The 22,246-nt window shown below is 33.1% G+C and carries 38 protein-coding genes and 1 tRNA gene; 3 read left to right on the plus strand and 36 right to left on the minus strand.

Annotation, left to right across the window (positions count from 1 at the left end):
• Positions 1 to 144 precede the first annotated feature (144 nt).
• From M1D64_RS08645 to M1D64_RS08775, 27 genes are all read right to left on the minus strand, one after another.
• A complete protein-coding gene (locus M1D64_RS08645; RefSeq protein WP_480977456.1) occupies positions 145 to 417 on the minus strand; it encodes a hypothetical protein in 273 nt (90 codons plus the stop codon).
• The gene (locus M1D64_RS08650) at positions 418 to 696 is read right to left on the minus strand and encodes a hypothetical protein (RefSeq protein WP_480977457.1); all 279 of its coding nucleotides are present in this window, start codon (positions 694 to 696) and stop codon (positions 418 to 420) included.
• A gap of 13 nt (positions 697 to 709) precedes the next feature.
• Positions 710 to 955, minus strand: a complete 246-nt coding sequence (locus M1D64_RS08655) for a hypothetical protein (protein WP_480977458.1) — start codon at positions 953 to 955, stop codon at positions 710 to 712.
• An 87-nt stretch (positions 956 to 1,042) separates the two neighbouring features.
• Complete coding sequence (locus M1D64_RS08660; RefSeq protein ID WP_069820672.1) at positions 1,043 to 1,240, minus strand: hypothetical protein; 198 nt, start codon at positions 1,238 to 1,240, stop codon at positions 1,043 to 1,045.
• Positions 1,237 to 1,467: a hypothetical protein gene (locus M1D64_RS08665; RefSeq protein WP_056935517.1), complete on the minus strand. Its 231-nt coding sequence runs from the start codon at positions 1,465 to 1,467 to the stop codon at positions 1,237 to 1,239. Before M1D64_RS08665 ends, M1D64_RS08660 begins: the two co-directional genes overlap by 4 nt.
• Before the next feature lie 5 nt (positions 1,468 to 1,472).
• Entirely contained in the window at positions 1,473 to 1,721 is a 249-nt protein-coding gene (locus M1D64_RS08670; RefSeq protein WP_197911063.1) for a lipocalin/fatty acid-binding family protein, read from the minus strand.
• Positions 1,722 to 2,102 (minus strand): hypothetical protein, encoded by a 381-nt coding sequence (locus M1D64_RS08675; protein ID WP_480977459.1) that lies wholly within the window; start codon positions 2,100 to 2,102, stop codon positions 1,722 to 1,724.
• A gap of 1 nt (position 2,103) precedes the next feature.
• Positions 2,104 to 2,439 (minus strand): hypothetical protein, encoded by a 336-nt coding sequence (locus M1D64_RS08680; RefSeq protein WP_145461742.1) that lies wholly within the window; start codon positions 2,437 to 2,439, stop codon positions 2,104 to 2,106.
• Between the two features lie 13 nt (positions 2,440 to 2,452).
• Positions 2,453 to 2,656, minus strand: a complete 204-nt coding sequence (locus tag M1D64_RS08685) for a hypothetical protein (RefSeq protein ID WP_480977460.1) — start codon at positions 2,654 to 2,656, stop codon at positions 2,453 to 2,455.
• Complete coding sequence (locus tag M1D64_RS08690) at positions 2,616 to 3,059, minus strand: RusA family crossover junction endodeoxyribonuclease (protein WP_480977461.1); 444 nt, start codon at positions 3,057 to 3,059, stop codon at positions 2,616 to 2,618. The genes M1D64_RS08685 and M1D64_RS08690 overlap by 41 nt, the downstream gene beginning before the upstream one ends.
• A gap of 10 nt (positions 3,060 to 3,069) precedes the next feature.
• Positions 3,070 to 3,291, minus strand: coding sequence for a DUF3269 family protein (locus M1D64_RS08695; RefSeq protein WP_480977462.1), 222 nt, complete (start codon positions 3,289 to 3,291; stop codon positions 3,070 to 3,072).
• A complete protein-coding gene (locus tag M1D64_RS08700) occupies positions 3,292 to 3,453 on the minus strand; it encodes a hypothetical protein (RefSeq protein WP_256107960.1) in 162 nt (53 codons plus the stop codon). It abuts the gene before it with no gap.
• Entirely contained in the window at positions 3,450 to 4,235 is a 786-nt protein-coding gene (locus M1D64_RS08705; RefSeq protein ID WP_480977463.1) for an ATP-binding protein, read from the minus strand. Before M1D64_RS08705 ends, M1D64_RS08700 begins: the two co-directional genes overlap by 4 nt.
• A gap of 11 nt (positions 4,236 to 4,246) precedes the next feature.
• The gene (locus M1D64_RS08710) at positions 4,247 to 5,035 is read right to left on the minus strand and encodes a phage replisome organizer N-terminal domain-containing protein (RefSeq protein ID WP_480977568.1); all 789 of its coding nucleotides are present in this window, start codon (positions 5,033 to 5,035) and stop codon (positions 4,247 to 4,249) included.
• Positions 5,007 to 5,261, minus strand: coding sequence for a helix-turn-helix domain-containing protein (locus M1D64_RS08715; RefSeq protein WP_480977464.1), 255 nt, complete (start codon positions 5,259 to 5,261; stop codon positions 5,007 to 5,009). The genes M1D64_RS08710 and M1D64_RS08715 overlap by 29 nt, the downstream gene beginning before the upstream one ends.
• Entirely contained in the window at positions 5,251 to 5,499 is a 249-nt protein-coding gene (locus M1D64_RS08720; protein WP_480977465.1) for a helix-turn-helix transcriptional regulator, read from the minus strand. Before M1D64_RS08720 ends, M1D64_RS08715 begins: the two co-directional genes overlap by 11 nt.
• On the minus strand, positions 5,496 to 6,164 hold the full coding sequence (locus M1D64_RS08725; protein WP_480977466.1) for a putative HNHc nuclease: 669 nt from the start codon (positions 6,162 to 6,164) through the stop codon (positions 5,496 to 5,498). The genes M1D64_RS08720 and M1D64_RS08725 overlap by 4 nt, the downstream gene beginning before the upstream one ends.
• A gap of 15 nt (positions 6,165 to 6,179) precedes the next feature.
• A complete protein-coding gene (locus tag M1D64_RS08730; protein WP_480977467.1) occupies positions 6,180 to 6,743 on the minus strand; it encodes a single-stranded DNA-binding protein in 564 nt (187 codons plus the stop codon).
• 26 nt (positions 6,744 to 6,769) lie between these two features.
• Positions 6,770 to 7,537, minus strand: a complete 768-nt coding sequence (locus M1D64_RS08735) for an ATP-binding protein (RefSeq protein ID WP_129334803.1) — start codon at positions 7,535 to 7,537, stop codon at positions 6,770 to 6,772.
• Entirely contained in the window at positions 7,538 to 8,029 is a 492-nt protein-coding gene (locus M1D64_RS08740; RefSeq protein WP_480977468.1) for a siphovirus Gp157 family protein, read from the minus strand.
• A gap of 61 nt (positions 8,030 to 8,090) precedes the next feature.
• A complete protein-coding gene (locus tag M1D64_RS08745; protein WP_186311647.1) occupies positions 8,091 to 8,264 on the minus strand; it encodes a hypothetical protein in 174 nt (57 codons plus the stop codon).
• 1 nt (position 8,265) lies between these two features.
• On the minus strand, positions 8,266 to 8,472 hold the full coding sequence (locus M1D64_RS08750; protein WP_480977469.1) for a hypothetical protein: 207 nt from the start codon (positions 8,470 to 8,472) through the stop codon (positions 8,266 to 8,268).
• 12 nt (positions 8,473 to 8,484) lie between these two features.
• On the minus strand, positions 8,485 to 8,802 hold the full coding sequence (locus tag M1D64_RS08755; RefSeq protein WP_069796346.1) for a DUF771 domain-containing protein: 318 nt from the start codon (positions 8,800 to 8,802) through the stop codon (positions 8,485 to 8,487).
• Positions 8,803 to 8,840: 38 nt separating this feature from the next.
• On the minus strand, positions 8,841 to 9,404 hold the full coding sequence (locus M1D64_RS08760; protein ID WP_069796347.1) for an ORF6C domain-containing protein: 564 nt from the start codon (positions 9,402 to 9,404) through the stop codon (positions 8,841 to 8,843).
• On the minus strand, positions 9,397 to 10,353 hold the full coding sequence (locus M1D64_RS08765) for a hypothetical protein (protein WP_069796348.1): 957 nt from the start codon (positions 10,351 to 10,353) through the stop codon (positions 9,397 to 9,399). Before M1D64_RS08765 ends, M1D64_RS08760 begins: the two co-directional genes overlap by 8 nt.
• Positions 10,337 to 10,723 (minus strand): DUF559 domain-containing protein, encoded by a 387-nt coding sequence (locus tag M1D64_RS08770; RefSeq protein ID WP_069796349.1) that lies wholly within the window; start codon positions 10,721 to 10,723, stop codon positions 10,337 to 10,339. The genes M1D64_RS08765 and M1D64_RS08770 overlap by 17 nt, the downstream gene beginning before the upstream one ends.
• A gap of 16 nt (positions 10,724 to 10,739) precedes the next feature.
• Positions 10,740 to 11,000: a helix-turn-helix transcriptional regulator gene (locus M1D64_RS08775; RefSeq protein WP_069796350.1), complete on the minus strand. Its 261-nt coding sequence runs from the start codon at positions 10,998 to 11,000 to the stop codon at positions 10,740 to 10,742.
• Positions 11,001 to 11,193: 193 nt separating this feature from the next.
• Between M1D64_RS08775 and M1D64_RS08780 the strand changes: the two genes are divergently transcribed.
• From M1D64_RS08780 to M1D64_RS08790, 3 genes are all read left to right on the plus strand, one after another.
• Positions 11,194 to 11,832: an XRE family transcriptional regulator gene (locus tag M1D64_RS08780; RefSeq protein ID WP_069796351.1), complete on the plus strand. Its 639-nt coding sequence runs from the start codon at positions 11,194 to 11,196 to the stop codon at positions 11,830 to 11,832.
• A 68-nt stretch (positions 11,833 to 11,900) separates the two neighbouring features.
• Positions 11,901 to 12,590 carry a hypothetical protein gene (locus M1D64_RS08785; RefSeq protein ID WP_145461637.1) on the plus strand — a complete coding sequence of 230 codons (690 nt, stop codon included), beginning with the start codon at positions 11,901 to 11,903 and terminating at the stop codon, positions 12,588 to 12,590.
• A 58-nt stretch (positions 12,591 to 12,648) separates the two neighbouring features.
• A complete protein-coding gene (locus M1D64_RS08790; protein WP_129334796.1) occupies positions 12,649 to 13,707 on the plus strand; it encodes a tyrosine-type recombinase/integrase in 1,059 nt (352 codons plus the stop codon).
• A 166-nt stretch (positions 13,708 to 13,873) separates the two neighbouring features.
• Here the strand turns inward: M1D64_RS08790 and M1D64_RS08795 are convergent.
• The 9 genes from M1D64_RS08795 to trxA all read right to left on the minus strand — a co-directional run bounded on the left by M1D64_RS08795 (position 13,874) and on the right by trxA (position 22,227).
• A tRNA-Arg gene (locus tag M1D64_RS08795) sits at positions 13,874 to 13,947 on the minus strand.
• A 288-nt stretch (positions 13,948 to 14,235) separates the two neighbouring features.
• A complete protein-coding gene (locus M1D64_RS08800) occupies positions 14,236 to 14,745 on the minus strand; it encodes a YfcE family phosphodiesterase (protein ID WP_002483627.1) in 510 nt (169 codons plus the stop codon).
• Positions 14,742 to 15,326: an XTP/dITP diphosphatase gene (locus M1D64_RS08805; protein WP_002483628.1), complete on the minus strand. Its 585-nt coding sequence runs from the start codon at positions 15,324 to 15,326 to the stop codon at positions 14,742 to 14,744. Before M1D64_RS08805 ends, M1D64_RS08800 begins: the two co-directional genes overlap by 4 nt.
• 2 nt (positions 15,327 to 15,328) lie before the next feature.
• Positions 15,329 to 16,138: a glutamate racemase gene (racE, locus tag M1D64_RS08810; RefSeq protein WP_041080350.1), complete on the minus strand. Its 810-nt coding sequence runs from the start codon at positions 16,136 to 16,138 to the stop codon at positions 15,329 to 15,331.
• Positions 16,139 to 16,347: 209 nt separating this feature from the next.
• A complete protein-coding gene (gene sdhB / locus M1D64_RS08815) occupies positions 16,348 to 17,169 on the minus strand; it encodes a succinate dehydrogenase iron-sulfur subunit (RefSeq protein WP_002483630.1) in 822 nt (273 codons plus the stop codon).
• Positions 17,170 to 17,171: 2 nt separating this feature from the next.
• Positions 17,172 to 18,935, minus strand: a complete 1,764-nt coding sequence (sdhA, locus tag M1D64_RS08820) for a succinate dehydrogenase flavoprotein subunit (RefSeq protein WP_002483631.1) — start codon at positions 18,933 to 18,935, stop codon at positions 17,172 to 17,174.
• A gap of 44 nt (positions 18,936 to 18,979) precedes the next feature.
• Complete coding sequence (locus M1D64_RS08825) at positions 18,980 to 19,591, minus strand: succinate dehydrogenase cytochrome b558 subunit (protein WP_069838034.1); 612 nt, start codon at positions 19,589 to 19,591, stop codon at positions 18,980 to 18,982.
• A 328-nt stretch (positions 19,592 to 19,919) separates the two neighbouring features.
• Positions 19,920 to 21,707, minus strand: a complete 1,788-nt coding sequence (gene uvrC, locus M1D64_RS08830) for an excinuclease ABC subunit UvrC (RefSeq protein ID WP_069838035.1) — start codon at positions 21,705 to 21,707, stop codon at positions 19,920 to 19,922.
• A 205-nt stretch (positions 21,708 to 21,912) separates the two neighbouring features.
• On the minus strand, positions 21,913 to 22,227 hold the full coding sequence (trxA, locus tag M1D64_RS08835; RefSeq protein ID WP_002483634.1) for a thioredoxin: 315 nt from the start codon (positions 22,225 to 22,227) through the stop codon (positions 21,913 to 21,915).
• Between the last annotated feature and the right edge of the window lie 19 nt (positions 22,228 to 22,246).

A 22,246-nucleotide genomic window follows, 5' to 3' on the forward strand; every position in this document is an offset into this window, starting at 1 on the left:
TTTGTCCTCACCTTCTAATCTATTTAATGCAATATCATATACCCTTAACACCGTTTCAAATTATGAATTAGTTAAATATGGAGTAAGTCGTTTAGCCATTGATAAGAAATCTCTTACATTTTCATTTGCTATTGTTTGGTTCATCTACTCATCCTCCAAATAAGTTTTGATCAATGTATACATTTCATAAGCGAATAATCCATCGTCATAGTATTCATATCTATTTGCAGATAACGGTAAATCATTTCCATATATACTTGATTTATCTATATGTTGAGAATGTAACTCCAACACTTTATCAAAAGCCTTAGCTTTGCGATAGACTTCTTGTAATTCTTGCGTCATTGCTTTATATTCTTCATATGTTTTGCTACCACTAGCATAATCAAGTAGTTTATCTTCATATTCATACGCCATCTACTTAACCCCCAATTGATCTAACTTACTTCGATATTCTCTATACATCAAACTGCCTTGATGCAGTGATAATTTATAATCTATGAGCTTTCTAAACTGTTTCAGTAATGCGAGTTGTTCTGCGTTCTCTCGTTCCAAACGTTTATTATTTGCACGCAAGACGATTAAATCATCTACACAGTGTTGATACGCTTTTTTGTATTGGTTGAGTTCATTCATTACTTGCCCATATTCATTTTCAGACATTGTTACTCTATCGATTTTGGCATCTATTCTCACTCGCCATCACTCCTTATTGATTTAAAATACGTTCATACCACCCCGCATCATAATGGTTATCTTCTATATCAGATTCTACTTTTTCCCAATCTACATCTGCTTTAAATTTAGGTCGAAAATCTCCATCACCATCTGAGTAGATAGAAACATCTCTGGAAGCTCCTAAATTACCGAGATGTTCCATTTTATTTAACATCGACATAAAACAATCAATCCATCTTTCTTCCATTTCAACTTCAATTGTAAATTTCTTCTTCACCCTCACCACTCCCTTACATAGTTGTCCACATTATCAATAGCACGATTGTCAGTATGATTACGACTACTAGCCAAACTGTGAATTGTTTCATATGCGCAAATCCTCCATTATCTTCCTGTTCCGTTTTATATCCTCACGTGGTACTGCTACGATTACATTTCTATCATTCGAAGATATTACGAATCCTTTAACACCTTTATCACGTAGTAACTTTGCAATTTCATGTGTCTGTAGCCCACATGTATTTAATTTATATTTAACTTTTATAGTATCTGATAGGATCATATCGCTAGCTCTTTCTCTATCTCAGATATCAATACTTTCTCTGCTATTAACCTAATGCTATTCGGTCTGTTACTATTCGCTGCACGTCTCTTATTTACACCAGAAGATAAGAAACCAACTGTCTGTTCACTAACCTCTAGCTTCTCGGCACATTCTTTACGTGTGCCAGCACATATAATTTCATCACCCTTGTATATCACGTATTCATAAAGTTGTTTCTGCCCCATACTGTTCACCTCTTAACACGTTCAGTCTTATTAGCAATGTAATCTTTCCATAGTTCAAAATTGTTATCTTCTGTAATTTCATATTGATGCTCAGGTATAGATTCTATAATTGCACTCTCAATCTCTTTGTCGAAGTTGTAACGTAATTCAATCACTTTACCTATCACTCTCATACCATAGCTATATTCACTTTTACCTAAGTCATGTACAATAATGTATTGTACTTTGTTAGGATCTAATTCTCTAATCTTCATCTACTTCACCACTTTCGGAAATATGTTGTTTTCACATAAATGCTTAAACCACTTGCTACTCACTCTATGTTTCTCAATCATCTCTAAACGTTCTTGTTCTTTGCGTTGTTTAGCATCTAACTTATCTCGTCTACGTTCAGCACGTTCTCTATCCTCTGCAGTGAGTCTGTCCACACCTTGACGTTGTTCATATTTTCTAATGTAATTTTTAAATTGACGTTTACCTTTTCTAGCTTGATATCTGATTACAGTATCAGTTAACTTCATACTTTTAGCCTCTTTGTAATCGTCCACATCTATTAGTATTTCATCTGTTCCATCAAGCATTACGTAACTCAAATTACCTTTATCATCTTTAACCTTTTCCATTCTTGTTGGCATATTATTTGCCCTCCTTATCATCAAAACCTTGTTTTAGGATTTCTAATGCCTTAATAACACTGTCAATGCTTAGTTTGTTATCAAAATCCAAAATCAAACTTCCAGTATCTTTTCCAATGTTTTTCTCATGATTTCTATAAGCAACGTCAAAGGCATTGCTAATGTCGGTTTCAAACGATAAAAATACACCACCTTCGCTTTCTCCAACGCCTAATAAATTCGTCATATTGAATTTAATTACTACATCGTGATAATTTTCGTTTATTTCTTCGTTTATTTCTTTAAATTTTTCTTCTGTTAAATAATGTTCTGCGACTCTTTTCCATACGTTTTCCATCCTTCTCGTCCTCCTAATAATCCTTAACTTGTACGTCTGATACTTTTCTGAATTTAATATCTTCAAACCCTAATTGTTCTGGATTATTTACATACTTTTTATATAACTTATCAGCTTCACTGTTGCTTATTTCTTCCAAATCGTAATTGTCTGCCACAGGTACCGTTACTTCCTGTTCAACTTCCACTTTGATTTGTAGTGTGATTGTTTGTTCCATTGGAATCACCTTCTATTTCTATGTGCATTATGATTTTTGGTTCTTCTGCATATTTTTTGAAACTTCTGATTTCTACAATTTGATTATCGTCATTCCACAAGTGTCCATTTGCTGCATCTAATACTGTTTTTATTAAGTTATCTATATCTGGTTTAGTTCGTTTATATTGCCCTACCATTGCAATGTGTTTTTTCTTACTCCACGACTTTAGTAATGGGAAATAAAATTCGATTGTTAATTTAATTGGCTCATCTATCATTGACATTGGCATTTGCCATCTAAGGCTTCGCTTATGGTCTGTATATTTTTTTGGCATATAGGTTTGTACAAACTTACCCGCGTTCCTGAATCGTGGTCTAGGTGATGACATAGGTACATCTACTTTTAACTCGATTGTTTCCATGTCCTCACTCCTATAGATCAAATATATTCAACTGACTGCCTAGCTCTTGCTCGTAATATAAATTGTGTACTGATTTAAAATGCATCAATTCATGGTCTGTCATTTCTTTAGTTGGACCACCGAAGTAAGCACCAGTGATATTGCCTACTTCGTTCAATCCGTTTTCTAGTGGAACAACTGATATAACTTTTTCATCGTTGTCTCTATATAAGAAATATTTTTTATTTATCATTTACTTAACCTCACGTATAGCCGGTGTATTTCGGCGTTGATTTAACTTTTGGATAAATAGGTCATACAACACTTTATCGTCGCCCTGAGCATAGTCTATGAGTTTCTGAGCATATACATCTGAACACTCAAGGTTTTGTTTAATAAATTGTTTGGTAATCAAAATTTGATACCTCTCATTCTGTAATCTTCGCCATCCATTTTAATTAATGTTGTGTTAGACATCATTCGGCTAAAGATACGCTGTGCGTCTTTATTTTTACTTAATTCTTGTGCATTTAGGTTAGTTGTATATATGTTGTGCTTACCTACTCTCGATTCAATAAGCTCGAACATCTTACCTGTCGCAAACTCATTCATGTTTATACCGAAATCATCAAACACCATTAAGTCTACTTCGCTTATAATGTGATTCAATTCTTGTTCAGTAAGATTGGTGTTCTTGTTATAGGTACCTTTTATAGTTGAAATAAGTTGTGGTACATTCATGTACAATACTGAATAACCTTTATCCCTAACTGCTTTTACTACAGACATTGATAAGTGTGATTTACCAGTACCAAATGAACCTTGCAATAGCAATGATTGCTTGTTATCTAAATTGAAGTTTTCTGCGTATCTCTCGCATAATGCTTTAGCTCTTGCTAATTCTTCATTAGTAGCTTTGTAATTATCAAAAGTACATTGCGATAGATCATCATTAATAATTGATTTCTTAAATATACTGTTAGCTTTTACAGATTTATTACGTTTCTCAAACTCTGCCTTACGCTGTTTAGCAAGTTCTATCATTTCGCAGTCACAACCATCTTTAACTACTTGACCGTTATCAAATTCGTAATAGTCATAAGTACGTCCACACTTATCACATTTCAATCCATATTCTTCTTTAGTAATATTATTTTTAAATCCAACTTTACTTGCTATATTCTCAAAGGGATTCATTTACTCACTCCCTAAAATAGATTTGCGTAAGGGTTGTCGTCTGATCCCTTATTGCTTACTTGTTGGTTGAGGTAACCCTCAAACTTGTTACCGAATAGCGTTTCTGGTCTAAGGAACTTTTCCATATCTGTACCTTTCCATTCAGCTACTTTGTTATCTATGACTTTTCTAAAATCATCTTCTGCAAAACCTTCATTCCATCTAGCCTTGATAACAGTTTGTGTTTTATTAGTAGTATGTTTATAGTGCTTGCCTGTTTTTTCGTTAAGATAGTTAATGATTGATTGATAATGTGGTTGATGTGTAGTCGGGTTTCCCGACAATGTACTTACTTCTTTATCTAGTTCTAATTCTTTATCTAGTTCTAGTTCTTCTTCTGTTGCGTTACCTTGCGTTACTGTAACGTTACTTTCGTTTAATTTGTTTTGTTCCCTGTGTTTACGCACTCTTTCGCGTGTTTGTTGTCTTATTTTTTCAAGCCCTTCGACGTTTTGATGTTTCTCCCAGTTAGTAATTCTCAACGCGCCTACATCTTCAATCATCCCTAATTTCTGGAATGTTTGTATTGCCAACCTCACTGAATTAAGGGGTCTGTTAAATTCATTTGCTAACATTTCTGCGTTGTAAGGTAAATTTTCCGATAACATAATGTAACCTTGTTCGTTATACTTACCAGCTAAAGTTAGCAACTTAACCCAAATTGTTATGATCGTATCTCTTTCGGGTAGTGCTTCAATGTACTTGATTTTGCTATCGTCGAACATCCCTACTTTAAGTTTTATCCATTGGACTTCGCCCATGTCTTTCACCTTCTCCATATAAAAGCCAATTCATATTTACATCACATTCTTTTGTTATCAAATGACATCTCGACACACTTGGTGAAGTTAAACCCTTCTCCCATTTAGAAATTATCGATTTATGCGCTTTGAATAATTCGCCAAATTCTTCTAATGTCATATGCCTTTCGTACCTCAGAATTTTAATTCGTTTACCTATTTCACGTTTGTTAGTGTTAACTTTCATGCTTCTCACCTTCTCCGTACAATATCCATTCGGGTTTTAACTTGAATATGAATGCCATCAATTTAATCTTCTTCATGTGTGGGATTAAAACTCTATTTTCCCAACGGCAAACTGTTATTCTCGTAACACCCATAATTTCCGCAAACTCACTTTGGTCAAAATTGCGTTCTGTTCTAATTTTCATAATTCTGTATGCAATACCTATTCGGTCTTTATTCCTAATTGTTTTTGCTATCATTGTTTCTCACCTCGTAACATACTGTTAAGTTTGTCATCTACTGAAATCCAACTGTTGTGTAAGTGGTATTTTTCATCAAATGATTTAACGCCTATATTGTGCTGTTCGTTGTGATGGCGTCTACAAAGTGCAAGTACATGTTTACCGTAATGATTCATCGTCCTACGATTCATGCCGCGTCCTACTGTTTCGTAATGTGCTAGGTCACTATTCGAAGCGCCACATATTACGCAGTTACGATTCACTGTAGCCCAATACAACATTGCTTTATCTCCTTGTAACAGCTTGCTTGTTTCTACTCTCATTGGTACTTGATGATGGAACATAAACGCTATGATAAGTTCTATTAATTCACTTGCTATTTTTCTTGTACAATCCCGTAAACTAATTCGTTCATAACCATTCATAATTTCTAATTCACTTTGAAATCTTTGACGCAACGCTTCTACTGGCTCGCCCCAATACAACTCAATATCTCTACACATCGCGAATATCTTCTTACGTTGATCAGTAGAAATTAATTTATTATCTGGAACAGTTACATCAGCATTTATTTTGTAACCATTGTCTATCAATTCTGTGTGACTATTTTCTAATTCAACACCAGTGGCAACGACGGAATATGTACCGTCGTTATCCAGTTGGTATCTTGTAATTTGTTGCATTTAACCACTCCTAAATTAGAACGGTAACGTCGAGTCATCTATATCAATTGGTCCGTTAGCGTTAGCGAATGGATTACTTTGATCACTTAGTGATTCTTTTTGTTGTCCATTTCCATTTGCTAATTGTTCTTCACGTTTCATTTCATCAGTTTTAGCAACTGGTTTATTTACTACTTCATCACCTTTGTTCCATACTTTCACAAAAGATAGGCGTACAAAGTATTTACCTTGATCTTCGTTTAGTTTGTGTTTTAAAACGATTGTTCCCATTTTGTTAATCAACTCATCTGTGTTGAATGATAAATCTGGTAAATTCAATTTGATTCCTAATCTACTTAAAAATTCTACATACTGTTTTTCTTGGAAGTCTTGTTGGAATGGTGGTACAAACTGATTGTGTTTATATTGCTTGCCTTCGCTATTTTCAAATACAACTGTGAAGTATCTGTTTTGACTATCATTAAATTCAACATCTTTAACTTTTACTGTGAATTCTCCAGCGCCTAGGAAGTCGCCACCTTTTAAGAATGCCTCTTGATTAGTTTCTTTAATGTGTTGTGCTTTACCTGAAATATTCATAATTTATATACCGTCCTTTTATTTTTTTAGTTTCCGTTTCTGATTGCTTCCACTACATCGTTAATGCTTGGGTTAATAAATCTTTTGTCACTGATTGTCACACTTGGTGAGTGTCTGATTTTGGTTTCAAATAAACTTGATGGCTCTGCGTTTAATACATAGTCATAACGCTTTTGCCCCTCTTGTTCCGTTTCTTCTATAGTCATTCTTGCTAATACATCAGATTGGCTAACAACTGCTTTTTTAATCTGTTCTTGTGCCTCAATTGTGATTGTAGGATTGATTGTTCCACCTTCGTCATCTTTGTCTTTATTGATGCCCTCATGACCACTTATTGCTAAATGAAATTGATAATGTTCTTGTAACTTGGAAATGTAGCGATACATACTAACGATCCTTGTAGCACATTCTCCCCAATCATTGAATGTTGCTTTACGTGTCTTACCAGCCATTACATCATCCATCGTTATATCTCTTAATTTTTGAATAGTTTCAATTACAACTACGTCTATTTGCTTACCATTATTTCTAAGTTGTTCTAATGCTTTAGGCAGCATTTTAATAACATAAGAAAGATGTTTGTAATTCTTCACTTCAACAACTGCGCCATCTTCTGTAACCGTTGTTCCATCTTCGTTAATATCTAATACAAGTGCATTATTATCTTTAGTTAAGAATGTCGTTTTACCTGTTCCGAATTTTCCGTAAATAGCAAACTTGTAATACTTATTTGCGTTTTGTTGACTAATATCTTTCACACCTAATTGAGTTAAAATGTCCTGTTCTTCACTCATTTATCTCACCCTCAAACTTCTAGTTTGCTTAACCTCTACACCAGGAATTTCTTTGCCTTCTTTTAATTCAGCTAATGCTTCTTTTCTGTTTAATTTAGGTGATTGTGATACCCAGTAATCTGTAGGTATTAATTTTTCATCTAACACGTTTAAACTAGGTGGATTGTTCTGAATGTTGTAACTGTTTAATGCAGTTTTAAATTTAGTTTTACCAGTTTCTTCCATCATGTTTTGAAGTGATTCCTTCATACGTTTAATGTGTGCATCATATGTTGTCTTACGTTGTCTTAGACGTTTAATTTCTTCGTCTATTGCTTCGTTATCATTCTCTAGTGATTTAATTACTTTGATATAATTGTCTGCTTTTACTTCTAATGCTTCATCTATACTTTCTAGTGTATCGATATATGATTGATCTAATTCTTCATGTTCTTGCGTAATCATATTCAACACCGTTAAGTAATCGCTTGATAATTGAAAAATGTTACTCATTGACTAATCCCCCTAAGATTGTGTATATTTAAGGTGTTAATTTTTGTTAAATACTCGACTGTTAAGCGTTGGCGCGCTTAGCGGTCTTTTTTTGTGCGTAATAGCTATTCCAAAATGCGTAACTACCTATGAAACTTAAAACGCTAATTACTAAACTGTAATGAAAGTCGAATGTGATAAGTGCGAAAATCATTGTGAATAGTATTGCTGTTGACCACGCTAAAATGTGTTTCATATTATCCCTCCTTACATAATAAAAATTGATTGAGCATATGATTTAATGCATTACTCTTTAAGTTATCGATGAAAATAAAGTAATTATGCTTAGTTTTCTCAAATGGCGTTCTCACAAATTCTATTGAAGTAACTTTTTTAATATCCTTATAACTTCCTTTAGTCATCAGTGATAATTCTTGAATGCGTTTTTCTATTGCTTTATTCATGTTATCCCTCCTTTAATTTTTCTTTTTAACTCTTGCTTTTATTTCTTCATCGTATTCATCAAGAAACTGTTTCATTCGCTTTCTGTTGAATAAATACTTGCCACCACCATTAGGCGTAAGAAATGTACTGAATGGTTCGATTTTCCTTTTGAAGTAATCGTCATCAATTATGTGTTCAACAATGTACTTCTTAGTAACTCTGTAATACTTCGCTACTTCTTCTAAAGTCATATTCATAGGTTGGTTATCAATAAGTTCTTGATACTCAACTTTTGAAACAATTACATGTGTGTCTGGTATTGGAACAGTAACTTGTAGTGTTTGCGTCATTTTAATCACTCCTAGATTTTGATTTACAACGTGAATAACTAGCCAATTTCTCTACTATCAACCGAGAATAAAGTGATTACTTTTTCATTGTTTTTTTCTGCTATTTCTTTTTGTTTGTCTGTAAGTTTCAAATAATTAAACGGTAAATCTACTAATTCAATTGAACTGATGTAGTTCATTGCTTCGTCAAAATCGATGTGCCTAATAGTTGTATAAGTTATCGCATCAAAGTTTTCGTTGATTTTTTTATAAATACCAGTTTGTAAATGAATACGTTTTTTATGAAATAATTCATCGGACACTGGATTTTTAAAATAGTGATTTGCTAAAAGATAGGCTCTTCTCATAACTTGAGATTTTATTTTTTTAGCTTCTCCATTTAATAATGTTTTAGTATTTTCTAAATCTTCCAAACGATCATTTGTTCTAGCGTTAATTGATTTTGCTTCATCAGCTAAATTTTCTACATAGCCTTTTATCTCGATGATTTCATCAAAGGCTTTTGCGATAAATTCACCTTGCTTATTACTTTGTTCAATCTGTCTTTTGAAAAGTTCCAACTCATTATTTTTGTTTATTTCGTTATTGTTAAAATTAGACATCTATAACATCTCCTTGATTGATTTGTTTTTTTAATCGATTTGCCATATCTGACAAATCTTTAATAATTTTTTCTATTGGTTCCCTCGCATAATCGTTATCTATGATGTCTTTCGAAAAAGCTAGGTAACATAATGGCGCTACTTCTCGAATAACTTTCTCACTGCCTTTTACTAAATCGTAAATCTCTTTCTGTGCTTTTAATCTTTGTTGTCCTTCATTAAGCTTTGTGTTCATGCTATTAATAGCTTTATTCAACTCATCGTATTTAGCTGACTTTTCATCTGTTTCAGACCGTTCACGTTTCAATTTCTGAATATCTGTATTTAATTTCTTATTATGGTCTGATACTTCGTTAAGATAATTCTGAAGTTGTTTGTTACTTTCTTTTAATTCTTGATAATCTTCCGGTTCCATGTAACGTTCAATCACTTCCGGTTCTTGATCTTCTGCGTTTTCAAGTTTCTTACGTGCAATTGATTCAGAACGTTGTGCTTGTTCAAGTTGAGATTCGAGCTGTGATTTTTCTTCGTCACGTTGTTTGAGTTGGCGTTCTAACTCTTTGTATTCTTTGTGAGTTTTAATATCACCTTCCAAAACTTTTTCTTTTAATTCTGGAATATGGGACGGTTTCGAAACTTCTAATTGCAATCGTTTCGGCAACTCTTCAAACGTTTCTAATTGGTCGCCGTGCAACTGTTGCACTTCGTTGTATATTTGAATGTAGTTATATACATTTCTTTTTTTGAAACCTAATGAGCAATACCATTTTTCAAATAAACCACCATTGTTATAATCGCTAAACTCTTGTTGTGCTTCGTAGAATACTTTTCCTACTTCTTTTGCGTATCTGTGTTTTATACCATTCAAAATATTTTCTTTTTCAATAATCGATTCTGATAATTTTTGCGGTAAAGAATCGTATTGAAATTCGTCAATTGAATATTCCATTAAAAATCTCAACACCTTTATTAGTCTCTTGTTCGAATAATTCTTTTACCTTTTCGTTTGTAATTCGATAAACCTTAATTCCTTTTTCAGCAAAGAAAATTTCTTTCATTCTATCAACAATTTTCTGTCTTTTAGTTTGATGACTAAGCCCATCAATTTCGATAACTATTTGCCTTTGAGGGTCATAAAAATCTGCAGTGAATTTTTTAGTGGCCCATTTTTCTAAACCGTTTTTACCTGTTCCAAAAGTTATTTGCCTCTCGAAGTTCGGGAATAGTGTTGCAAACATGTTTTCGTGTAAAGTGAAATCAAATTTTCCTCGTTTATCAAAAGACTTCATAACTTTTTCGCTAAGTTGTAATTCGTTCAATTAATTCATCTCCCTATTAAGTCGTTTGATGTTCTTTTTCTTCGACTAAAACGTATTTAAAATACGATTTGTCTTTTAAAAAAATAATCTCATCAATTGAGATTTCTAAAGATTCAGCTATTTTAAAAGCATCTTTAGGTTTAATAATTTCTGGGTTGTTCTCCCAAATATTATAAGTCGATGGTGATATACCTATTTTCTTTGCTAATTCTGGTTGTGTGTAGTTTTTTCTGGATCTCCATTCTTTTAAAGTAAGACCCGTTGCGTTTACTGTCATTTTTAGACCTCCTTCTTTCAAGCGCTAACTAGAGTATATCGAATTAATAATACGATTGCAAGCAATAATCGTAATTATTTTAAAAATATCCGTAATTTATTTTTAAAATATCGTATTTTAGGTATTGCAATTACGATTTTTCATAGTATAATGAAGTCATAGAAAAACATTATATATAAGGAAGTGAAAAATAATGGCTTTTAAAAACACCATAAAAGAAGTTAGGTTAAACAATAGATTAACCAAAGTTGAAATGGCTAAAAAATTAGATGTTAGCGAAGGAACAATAAGAATGTGGGAAAACGGCAAAAACGAACCTAGAATGGGTATGATTGAAAAAATAGCCAACTTATTTAATGTTTCGAAAAGTTACTTGTTAGGAGATATAGAAGAATATACAGTGCCAGAATTCGATTCAGAAATAGAAATTCCTTATTTTGGTAAAGTTTCGGCTGGTAATTTTGAGGAAGTCGCAATTGATAAAGAAACACTTAAAACACCTTCTTCTGTATATAACGGACGTAATCCTAATGAATGTATCGCTTTACAAGTTAATGGAGATAGCATGAACAAAGTGCTTACTAACGGGTCTTACATAATTGTTCATGATTACAGAATGAATCAAGATTACAAATTAAATAGTAATGATATTCTAGTTTTAAGATTAGGTGGAGAATATACGGTAAAACGTGTTAGACGTACAGAAACTAAATTACATTTAGATCCAGCTAGTTATTCTGATGAATTTAAAACAAATTCTTTTGATTTAGAAAGTGTAGGAGAAATAGAAGTTATTGGTAAAGTTATTTATAATTTTCAATCATTTGATTAAAAGTTTACTTTTATTTAACAAATAATTGATAGTATAAAATAGATTATAAAACAAAGGAGAAATGTAGAATGAAAAAGGTAGTATTTTTGTTGCTGGCAAGTTTTTTAGTATTGGGTGCATGTGGAAACAAAGAAGATAGTAAGGAAAAAGATAATAAACAAGCTACTTCATCTAGTAAAGACGATAAAGAATCAAATTATAGTGAAACTCCTGATAAAACTTCAAAGTCAAATAATGAATATAAAGATAGTAATGGTAAAGAAGCCACTAAGACAAATGAAGATAATACAAGCGATAATAATGCAAATAGTAAATCAGAAAACAACACTACAAACGATACCAAACAAGTACAAAGTAATAATAGTAATGTAAATACTGGAAGTAAACAGTCACAAAGTAATCAACAAAATAACAAAAATACTTTAAATCAAAGTAACTTACAAGCATCATCACAAAGCAACCAACAATCGACGCCACCACAAAACAATAATACTACTGGCCAAAAGAAACAAGCACCAGCAGGCATGTCACAAGATGAATTTGATCACTTACCGACTTTACATGACGAATCGCAAGTTAGTGGTAATAAGGACGGTACAGTCAACAATAATAGACAAAGCAGCAATAAGACATATGCGCAAGGTTTAGACGAATATACTGATAACCAAGGCGTTCATGGTGGATATAGTATAGACGAACCTAAAAAGCAACAAAATGTAGATACACAACAAAATAAACGTTTAAATTACGATGAATAAATTTGTGGGTAGTTCGCTACCCTTATTATTTTTTTACCTTTTTTAGGAGGAATCGACTATGAATGTAACAAAACGTAGTGGAAAATGGCAATACGATTTCAGATATAACAATAAACGATATAGAAAAGGTTCATTTAAAACAAAAAAAGATGCAACGATAGCTGGTAATTCTAAATATAACGAACTTATAAATGGATATAATATTTCAGATGATAATTCATTTATTAGCTACTATTATGAATGGGTTCGAGTAAACAAAGAAAACAAAGTTTCACAAACTACTTTGAATAGATATCTTGCATCCGGTAGAGCGTTTGAAGAAAAATTCGGTAATACACCAATCAATAAAATCTCACAATTAAAGTATAGAGAATTTTTAAATGAATATGCAGAAGGTAAGTATTTAACACCTAGAAAAGAAGGACGAGCTAAAGGTAGTGTTAAGAAGTTGCATAACTGTCTAAGTGGTGCCTTTGCAGACGCTATAAATGAAAAATTGATAACTAAAGACCCTACTTACAAAGCAGAACCACATGGAGTTAAAAAAGAAAAATCAGAAAAAGATAAATTTATGAATCTTACAGATTATAAAAAATTGAAAAGTTATGTATCAGATAGTTACGAACTTTCTTATCTATTCATTTATGTGCTTATTGCAACTGGTGCAAGATTTAAAGAAATACAACATCTAAAATATAGTGATATAGATCAAGTCAAACAACAAATACATTTGCCTGGTACGAAATCTGAAAATGCAGAACGTACAATTGCGATTGCTAAAAATGATTTAAAACATATATTAAATATTTTAGACAACAGACCACGTAATATGGGTGGTTATATATTTAATACTGGTGCTACATTAATTTCTAATAATGCAGTTACCAAAACGTTGAGAAAGTTTTTGTTAGAAAATAAGATAGGTAATTATACTTTGCACGCGTTAAGACATACACACGCTTCTATGTTATTAAGTGAAGGATTATCAATACAATATGTTAGTAAACGCTTAGGACATGCAAATATAGAGATTACATGGCGTGTCTATAGTCATTTATTAGAAGAACAAAAACTTGAAGAAGATAGTATGCTAGACAGTGCATTAGCTAATTTTTAAGATGTGTCCACATTTGTGACCACGTTATTATATATGTGTCCACTGCGTGACCAAAAATTTGAAAATGTATGATTATATATTTTTGAACAAAATAAAAAGAACGCTGATATATCAACGTTCTCGGTTGTGAAAGGGTAATAGAATTACGTACATTTTCACGTATTAGTGTCCTGGGAGGGATTCGAACCCCCGACCGATGGCTTAGAAGGCCATTGCTCTATCCAGCTGAGCTACCAGGACATATTGTTTTTGAACACAAAAATAATTATATCTAACTTAGTGCTATAAAGCAATACTCCAAGCGCTAAAAATAAATATGATTTTTCACTTTAATGGACTTTTTATCATCTTTTCTAAATATATTTTAAAATTCTAATTAAAAACTAAGTTATCTCATTTGCTTTTACTGATCAATGATTATCATAAAGCAGCACTATAAGAAATCAAATACGTGTATATTTGATTTCTTACTTCTGCATATTGAAAGCAAATTTTCGTATTAACATAACCATCGTATGTATTTAACGATTAGATTTCAAAAGTTTCACTATCAATGACCTTATGATCACGATTGTAAAAATTCAGTACTACTTCCTTACTTTGTTCATCAATAACTAATTCTGCATACGTTTCTTCAATATTGCTTCTCGATTGTGATATACTTCCTGGATTAATTACGTGTACGCCAGCGATATTTTCATGTTTAGCCACGTGTGTATGACCGTAAAAAGCAAATTGACAACCTAATGATTTAGCCTGTTCAGCAAGTTGCATGCGTGAACGATTCACATTATAAAGATGGCCATGCGTATAAAAAGCTTTAATACCATCTATTTCTATAGTCTCTTCATTAGGAAATTCAGGATAAAAATCTGTATTTCCTTTAACTCTATAAAAATGACTTAGTTCACTATCATCATATGCAAATTCTGAATCGCCTAAATGAATTGCAACATCAATATGACTGTGATGATTTATAACATCAAACAGCACACCTTGCTCTGTGTGATTATCACTAACTATAATCCATTTTGTCATGATTCATCACCTTCTAAATATTGTCGTAATTTTTCTATTGCTTTACCTCTATGACTGACTTCACTTTTTTCTTCTGCAGAAAGCTGTGCCATCGTTTTGTTTTTATCATCTAAGTAAAAAATCGGGTCATAGCCAAAGCCATGTTCACCTATTTTACTCAATGTAATCTCACCTTGTACGTTACCTTTAAATTGTACAGTTTCCTCACCTGGCGTACTCATACTAATCACACATACAAACTGTGCGCTTCTGTCTGTTTCACCACCAAGCTGGGTTAATAATTTATCGATATTGGCATCGTCGTCTTTATCGGTACCAGCATAACGCGCAGAATAAACGCCTGGTTCTCCACCTAAAGCAAATACTTCAAGTCCACTATCGTCAGCAATCACGCGTTTATTCAATACTTTTGCAGCAGCTTCTGATTTCAATTTAGCATTTGCTTCAAATGTATCTCCCGTTTCTTCAACATCGAAATCTTCTATAATTTCAGCTATACCTATAACATTAAAATCTGGAAATATAACTTTAAAATCGTTAATTTTACCTTTGTTCGTCGATGCAATTACAATATCTTCCATTGTTATGTCTCCTGTTCTTTTAAGTCTATTTTTTCAACGGTAGCACTTATATTTAACCATTCTGTTATGATACGTTCTATATATTCTGTTTCACCAGTCACGAAAAAACGATGTTTAGGTTGACGTTGATAACCAGCATGTTCATTACTAAATGTTAGTAAAGCACTGACTTCACGAGCAGTTTCTAGCCCAGAAGAAATCACTGTCTTCTCTCCACCAAAATAATCATTAATAGGTTGGTAAAGCAATGGATAGTGTGTGCAACCCAGAATAACTGTATCTGCATTGCTATTTCGCCAGTGTTTTAAATTTTGATGAATAATAATACTAGTAATGGTTGGGTCTTTATAACGCATTTGTTCTACCATAGGTGCGAAACTTGGACATGCTATACCTGTCACTTCAACGTTCGGGTTAATTGCCTTAATATGATGTCTATATGCTTCTGATTTAATTGTACCTTCTGTTCCTAAAATTAAAACATCATTATTTTTTGTTGTCATAATCGCTGTACGTGCGCCCGGTTCAATGACACCTATCACTGGAATCGGTAAAATATTTTGTAAATGGTTGAGTGCAACGGCTGTTGCAGTATTGCAAGCAATGACTAGCATTTTTATGTCAAAGGTCATTAGCTTTTGCGCTAATTCAGTAGTAAATTGTCTTACTTCAGATCCTTCTCTAGATCCGTATGGACAACGTTCAATGTCGCCTAAATAATATATTGTTTCATTTGGTAGTTGACGCATAATTTCCTTTGCGACTGTTAGACCGCCAACACCTGAATCAATTACACCAATTGGTTTTTCCATATTCAATTACATCCTTACTTATCATCTTCTACTTTATTGTAGCATAGACCTGTTTTTATTATCATTTAACAACACTGTCATTTATTAATAATTTTTAGTATGTATCCTTTACTAAACAAAATATATAACCTATCGTACTTTATTTTATAAAAAAAGACCTAGCATTTGTACTAAACAAATGCTAAGTCCTATTTATTTAATTTGAGCTTTTATTGTACTTGGTGATCTGAACCAAAGAATGATTTGAACATATGGAATGATGTTTCTCTATTTAAAGCAGCGATAGAAGTTGTTAAAGGAATACCTTTAGGACAAGCATTTACACAGTTTTGTGAATTACCACATGCTTGTAAACCGCCACCACCCATTAGTGCTTCAAGTCGTTCATCTTTAGTCATTGATCCTGTTGGATGCAAGTTAAACAATCTAACTTGAGAAATTGCTTGCGCACCAACAAAGTCATTTTTCTTAGTAACGTTAGGGCAAACTTCCAAACAAACACCACATGTCATACATTTAGATAATTCATATGCTGTTTGTCGTTTTTTCTCTGGCATACGAGGGCCTGGTCCCAAATCATACGTACCGTCAATTGGTACCCAAGCTTTCATACGTTTCAAGTTATCAAACATTCTAGTACGATCAACTTGTAAATCACGAATGACTGGGAACGTGCTCATTGGCTCTAATTTAATTGGTTGTTCCAATTGGTCAACAATCGCAGAACAAGACTGTCTTGCTTGACCATTGATAACCATAGAACAGGCACCACACACTTCTTCTAAACAGTTCATATCCCAAATGACAGGTGTTGTTTTCTCACCTTTACTGTTAACTGGGTTACGTCTAATTTCCATTAAACATGCAATCACGTTAAGATTTTCTCTATATGGAATTTCAAATTCTTCCATATAAGGTGTTGATTGATCCGTATCTTGACGTTTAATAATTAATTTAATTGTTTTTTGGCTAGGTTGTTGATTTTGTTCGTTTTGTTCAGGAGCATCATGTACTTCTTGAGTATCTGCCATAATTATTTACCTCCTTTTGAAACACTAGAATAGTCACGTTTACGTGGTGGTATCAAGCTAATATCTACAGGCTCATAAGTAAACTTAGGCGCCTCTGTTTTACCTTGATATGTAGCTAGTGTTGTTTTTAACCATTCTTCATCATTTCTATCTGGGAATTCTGGTTTATAATGCGCACCACGAGACTCATTTCTGTTGTATGCACCGATTGTAATCACTCTTGCAAGCACTAACATATTCCATAATTGACGTGTAAAGAATACCGCTTGGTTACTCCAAGTTTGCGTATCTTCGATATCTATATTTTGATAGCGTTCCATCAATTCTACAATTTTTCTATCTGTTTCTAATAACGCTTTATTTTCACGAACAACTGTGACATTCGCTGTCATAATTTCACCAAGTTCTCTGTGAAGTTTATACGCATTTTCAGTTCCTTTCATATTCAGTAAGTGATCAAATTTTTCTTGTTCTTCTTGTACACGTTTTTCATAAAAACTTTGATCTAAATCTGTATATGAATCTTCGATATTTGAGATGTATTCAACCGCATTTGGTCCTGCAACTGTTCCACCATATATAGCTGATAATAATGAGTTTGCACCAAGACGGTTACCACCATGTTGTGAATAATCACACTCACCAGCTGCAAATAAACCTTTAATATTTGTCATTTGATCGTAGTCAACGTATAGACCACCCATTGAATAGTGAACTGCTGGGAAGATCTTCATCGGAACTTTACGAGGGTCATCACCAGTGAATTTTTCATAAATTTCAATAATACCACCAAGTTTAATATCTAACTCATGTGGATCTTTATGTGATAAGTCTAGATATACCATGTTTTCACCATTGATACCTAATTTTTGGTTAACACATACATCAAAGATTTCTCGCGTTGCAATATCACGAGGTACTAAGTTACCGTAATCAGGGTATTTTTCTTCTAAGAAGTACCATGGCTTACCATCTTTATATGTCCAAATACGACCACCTTCACCACGTGCTGACTCACTCATTAATCTAAGTTTGTCATCTCCAGGAATTGCGGTCGGATGAATTTGAATAAATTCACCGTTTGCATACATTGCGCCTTGTTGATATACAATAGAAGCTGCTGAACCTGTATTAATCATTGAGTTAGTCGTTTTACCGAAGATAATACCAGGACCACCTGTTGCCATAATGACTGCATCTGAACCAAATGATTCAATCTCTGATGTTGTCATATTTTGAGCAACAATACCTCTCGCCATATTATCGTCATCTTTAACGATACCTAAGAACTCCCAACCTTCATACTTTGTAACTAAACCATCGACTTCAAAGCTACGAACTTGTTCGTCCAAAGCATAAAGTAATTGTTGGCCAGTTGTCGCACCAGCATACGCTGTTCTGTGGTACATCGTTCCACCAAAACGTCTAAAGTCTAATAAACCTTCTTTAGTTCTATTAAACATTACACCCATACGGTCTAGTAAATGGATAATCTTTGGTGCAGCTTCCGTCATTGCTTGAACTGGCGGTTGATTTGCCAAAAAGTCTCCACCATATACAGTGTCATCTAAATGTACTGATGGTGAGTCCCCTTCACCTTTTGTATTTACCGCTCCGTTTATACCACCTTGTGCACAAACAGAGTGTGATCGTTTAACAGGAACAAGTGAGAACAAGTCAACGTGTGCGCCTTGTTCTGCTGCTTTAATTGTTGACATCAGACCGGCAAGTCCTCCACCGACAACAATAATTTTCTTCTCTGCCATATATGTCACTCCCTCAAATATATATGAAACTTAGTTATAATTCTTTATAAAAATGCTAAGATTGCACTGATTCCGATATAAGAAACAACTAGGAATACAACAAGTGAAACCCAAGTGAAAATTTGTTGAGATTTTTTAGATTGTAAAACACCCCAAGTAACTAAGAATGACCATAAACCATTCGCAAAGTGGAATGTTACTGCTAATAAACATACAATGTAAAAAATTAACCAAAATCGATTCGTCACAATGTCATGAACCATGTCAAAGTTCACTTCATGTCCTAACGCACGTTGGATACGTGTTTGCCATAGATGAATTGCTACAAAGATAAATGTTATGACACCAGTCACACGTTGTAGTAAAAACATCCAGTTTCTAAATGCAGAATAATGCCCTACATTCTCCTTTGCCGTAAAGGCAATATGTACGCCGTAAACCGCATGATACAGAATTGGAATATAAATAATGATAAATTCCACTGCAATTAAAAAAGGTATAGATTCCATAAATCCAGCTGCCTTGTTAAACGCGGCCTCACCTTGTGTTGCCTGATGGTTAACAAGTAAATGAACTAATAAGAATCCACCTATTGGTATTACGCCTAGCAAAGAATGTAAGCGTCTTAAATAGAATTGATTTTTCGAATATGCCAAAAGGAAGTCCCCCCTGTGAAACAGATAATTTTTTTGGATTTCTTTTTTTACCGTACAAAGTAATGGCAATTTTCATATAAACCTTATGAACAATGATTTTTTTGTGACGTATGTTTTTTACAACACAATAACATTGCATAATTATTTAAACATCACTGCATTTTTTAGACGTTGTAGTTTACAGTTTAAATAAAAGGCTGTTGAGAACATTCTCAATTAGAAAACGCTTCCATATACTTGTAAAAAAAGAACTCCTGTTATTTGTTATTGTAACACTAATTAAATAGAAATTGGGCATGAGAATGATTCTCATGCCACAAAGTTATATCTATGAATTATTGGATAAGGCGTGATGAAGATTCTCAGCCACATTTTGGGGAAGACCAGAGTTTTTTAAATCTTCTACACTTGCTTCTTTCATTCTCTTAATTGACCCAAATGTACGTAATAATTTAGTCTTACGTTTGGCACCAATTCCATCAACTGTATCTAGAACAGATTGTAATCCTGTCTTTTGTCTTGTTTGTCTATGGAAAGTGATTGCAAATCTATGCACCTCGTCTTGAATTCTTTGCAACAAATAAAATGGTTGGCTATTTTTTTTCATAGGTACAACCTCTGCTTGCTCTCCATATAAAATTTCTGACGTTTGGTGCTTATCATTTTTACGCAATCCGGCAACGGGAATATCTAAACCTAATTCATTTTCTAGGACATCAATAACACCACTCATGTGGCCTTTACCACCATCTACAATAATTAAATCTGGTAATGGACTGCCCTCATTTAATACACGTGTATATCGCCTGCGTACCACTTCACGCATTGATTTATAATCGTCGGGTCCATCAACTGTTTTAATTTTATATTTTCTATAACCTTTTTTGTTTGGTTTACCATCAATGAAAGACACCATTGCAGACACAGGATTTACACCTTGGATATTAGAGTTATCAAAAGCCTCTATTCTTATAGGCGTTTGTATACCCATTATATCGCCTAACTCTTCAATCGCTTTAACAGTGCGTGATTCATCCTTTGCAATGAGTTCAAATTTATTTTCTAACGTAACTTCTGCATTATGATTTGCTAAATCAACCATATCTTTCTTTTTGCCTTTAAGTGGTTGTACAATTTTTGTGTCCACAACGGATTGTATCAACTCTTTATTTAAATGTTTCGGTACATGTACCTCTTTAGGCAAAATATGTTGATTTAAATCATAAAATTGTCCAATAAATGTATAGAACTCTTCTTCTTCTGTTTGTTGGAGCGGTATCATCGTTGCGTCTCGTTTAATCATATTACCTTGTCTAATAAAGAATACTTGAATACACATCCATCCTTTAGAAATACTGTAACCAAACACATCTCTAATCGTATTATCAGAAGATGTGATTTTTTGTTTTTTATTAAGGTTATGGATATGTTGTATTAAGTCTCTATATTCTTTGGCACGTTCAAAATCTAGTGATTCACTTGACTCTTGCATTTTTTGCTCTAAATTATACAAAATTGTTTTGTCTTCTCCATTTAAAAAATCCGTTATTTCTTTTGTCATTTCAGCATACTTTTCTAAATCTACTGGATACACACAAGGCCCTAAACATTGGCCAATATGATAATAAAGGCATAATTTGTCAGGCATTTTATCACATTTTCTAAACGGATAGATACGATCTAGTAATTTTTTTGTTTCTTGTGCTGAATATGCATTGGGATATGGTCCAAAGTATTTTCCACTTCCCTTTTTCACTGTTCGCGTTACAACGAGCCTTGGATATTTTTCTTTCGTTATTTTTATAAAAGGGTAACTTTTATCATCTTTCAATAAAATGTTATAACGCGGTTGATATTGTTTTATAAGATTTAATTCTAATAGTAGCGATTCAGTTTCACTGGATGTTACGATAAATTCAAAGTTTCGAATTTCACCGACAAGTCTTGTGGTTTTCGCATCATGCGCACCAGTAAAATAAGATCTTAATCTATTTCTAAGTTTCTTTGCTTTACCTACATATATAATTTGATCATTTCGATCTTTCATTAGGTAACAACCGGGCTCTGTTGGTACTACTGTCAGTTTCTGCTTAATTTTTTCTTGGTATGTTTCCATAAATTGTCCTCCTCCTTTCACACAAAATTTTATAGTTCGATTTTTCAATAAATAGCTTGGTTTTATATGATATCAACGTAGTTTTAATTTACATTTATTTATATTATAAAATAGCTTCGCAATGTTTCTCAATTGATTGATATGCTTATAAATTGAAAACTGGGACATTAATCAAGATTAATGTCCCAGAAAGTTGCCCAATTTATTATAAGTGTTTTTCGATTACTTCAGCTAAGTTTTCTTTTGGTTGGAAACCAACAACTTTGTCAACTGGTTCGCCATCTTTAAAAACGATTAAAGTTGGGATACTCATAACTTCAAATTTAGCAGCTGTTGATGGATTTTCATCTACATCTAGTTTTAAAATATTAGCTTTGCCATCATAGTCACCAGCTAATTCTTCTAATACTGGAGCAATCATCTTACATGGACCACACCAAGTTGCCCAAAAATCTACTAAATTGACCCCTGATTGAATATTTTCATCAAAGTTTGAATCTGTTACTTTTACGATTGCCATAACTGCCAATCCTCCTTAA

The sequence above is a fragment of the Staphylococcus sp. Z5-21 genome (assembly GCF_056529615.1).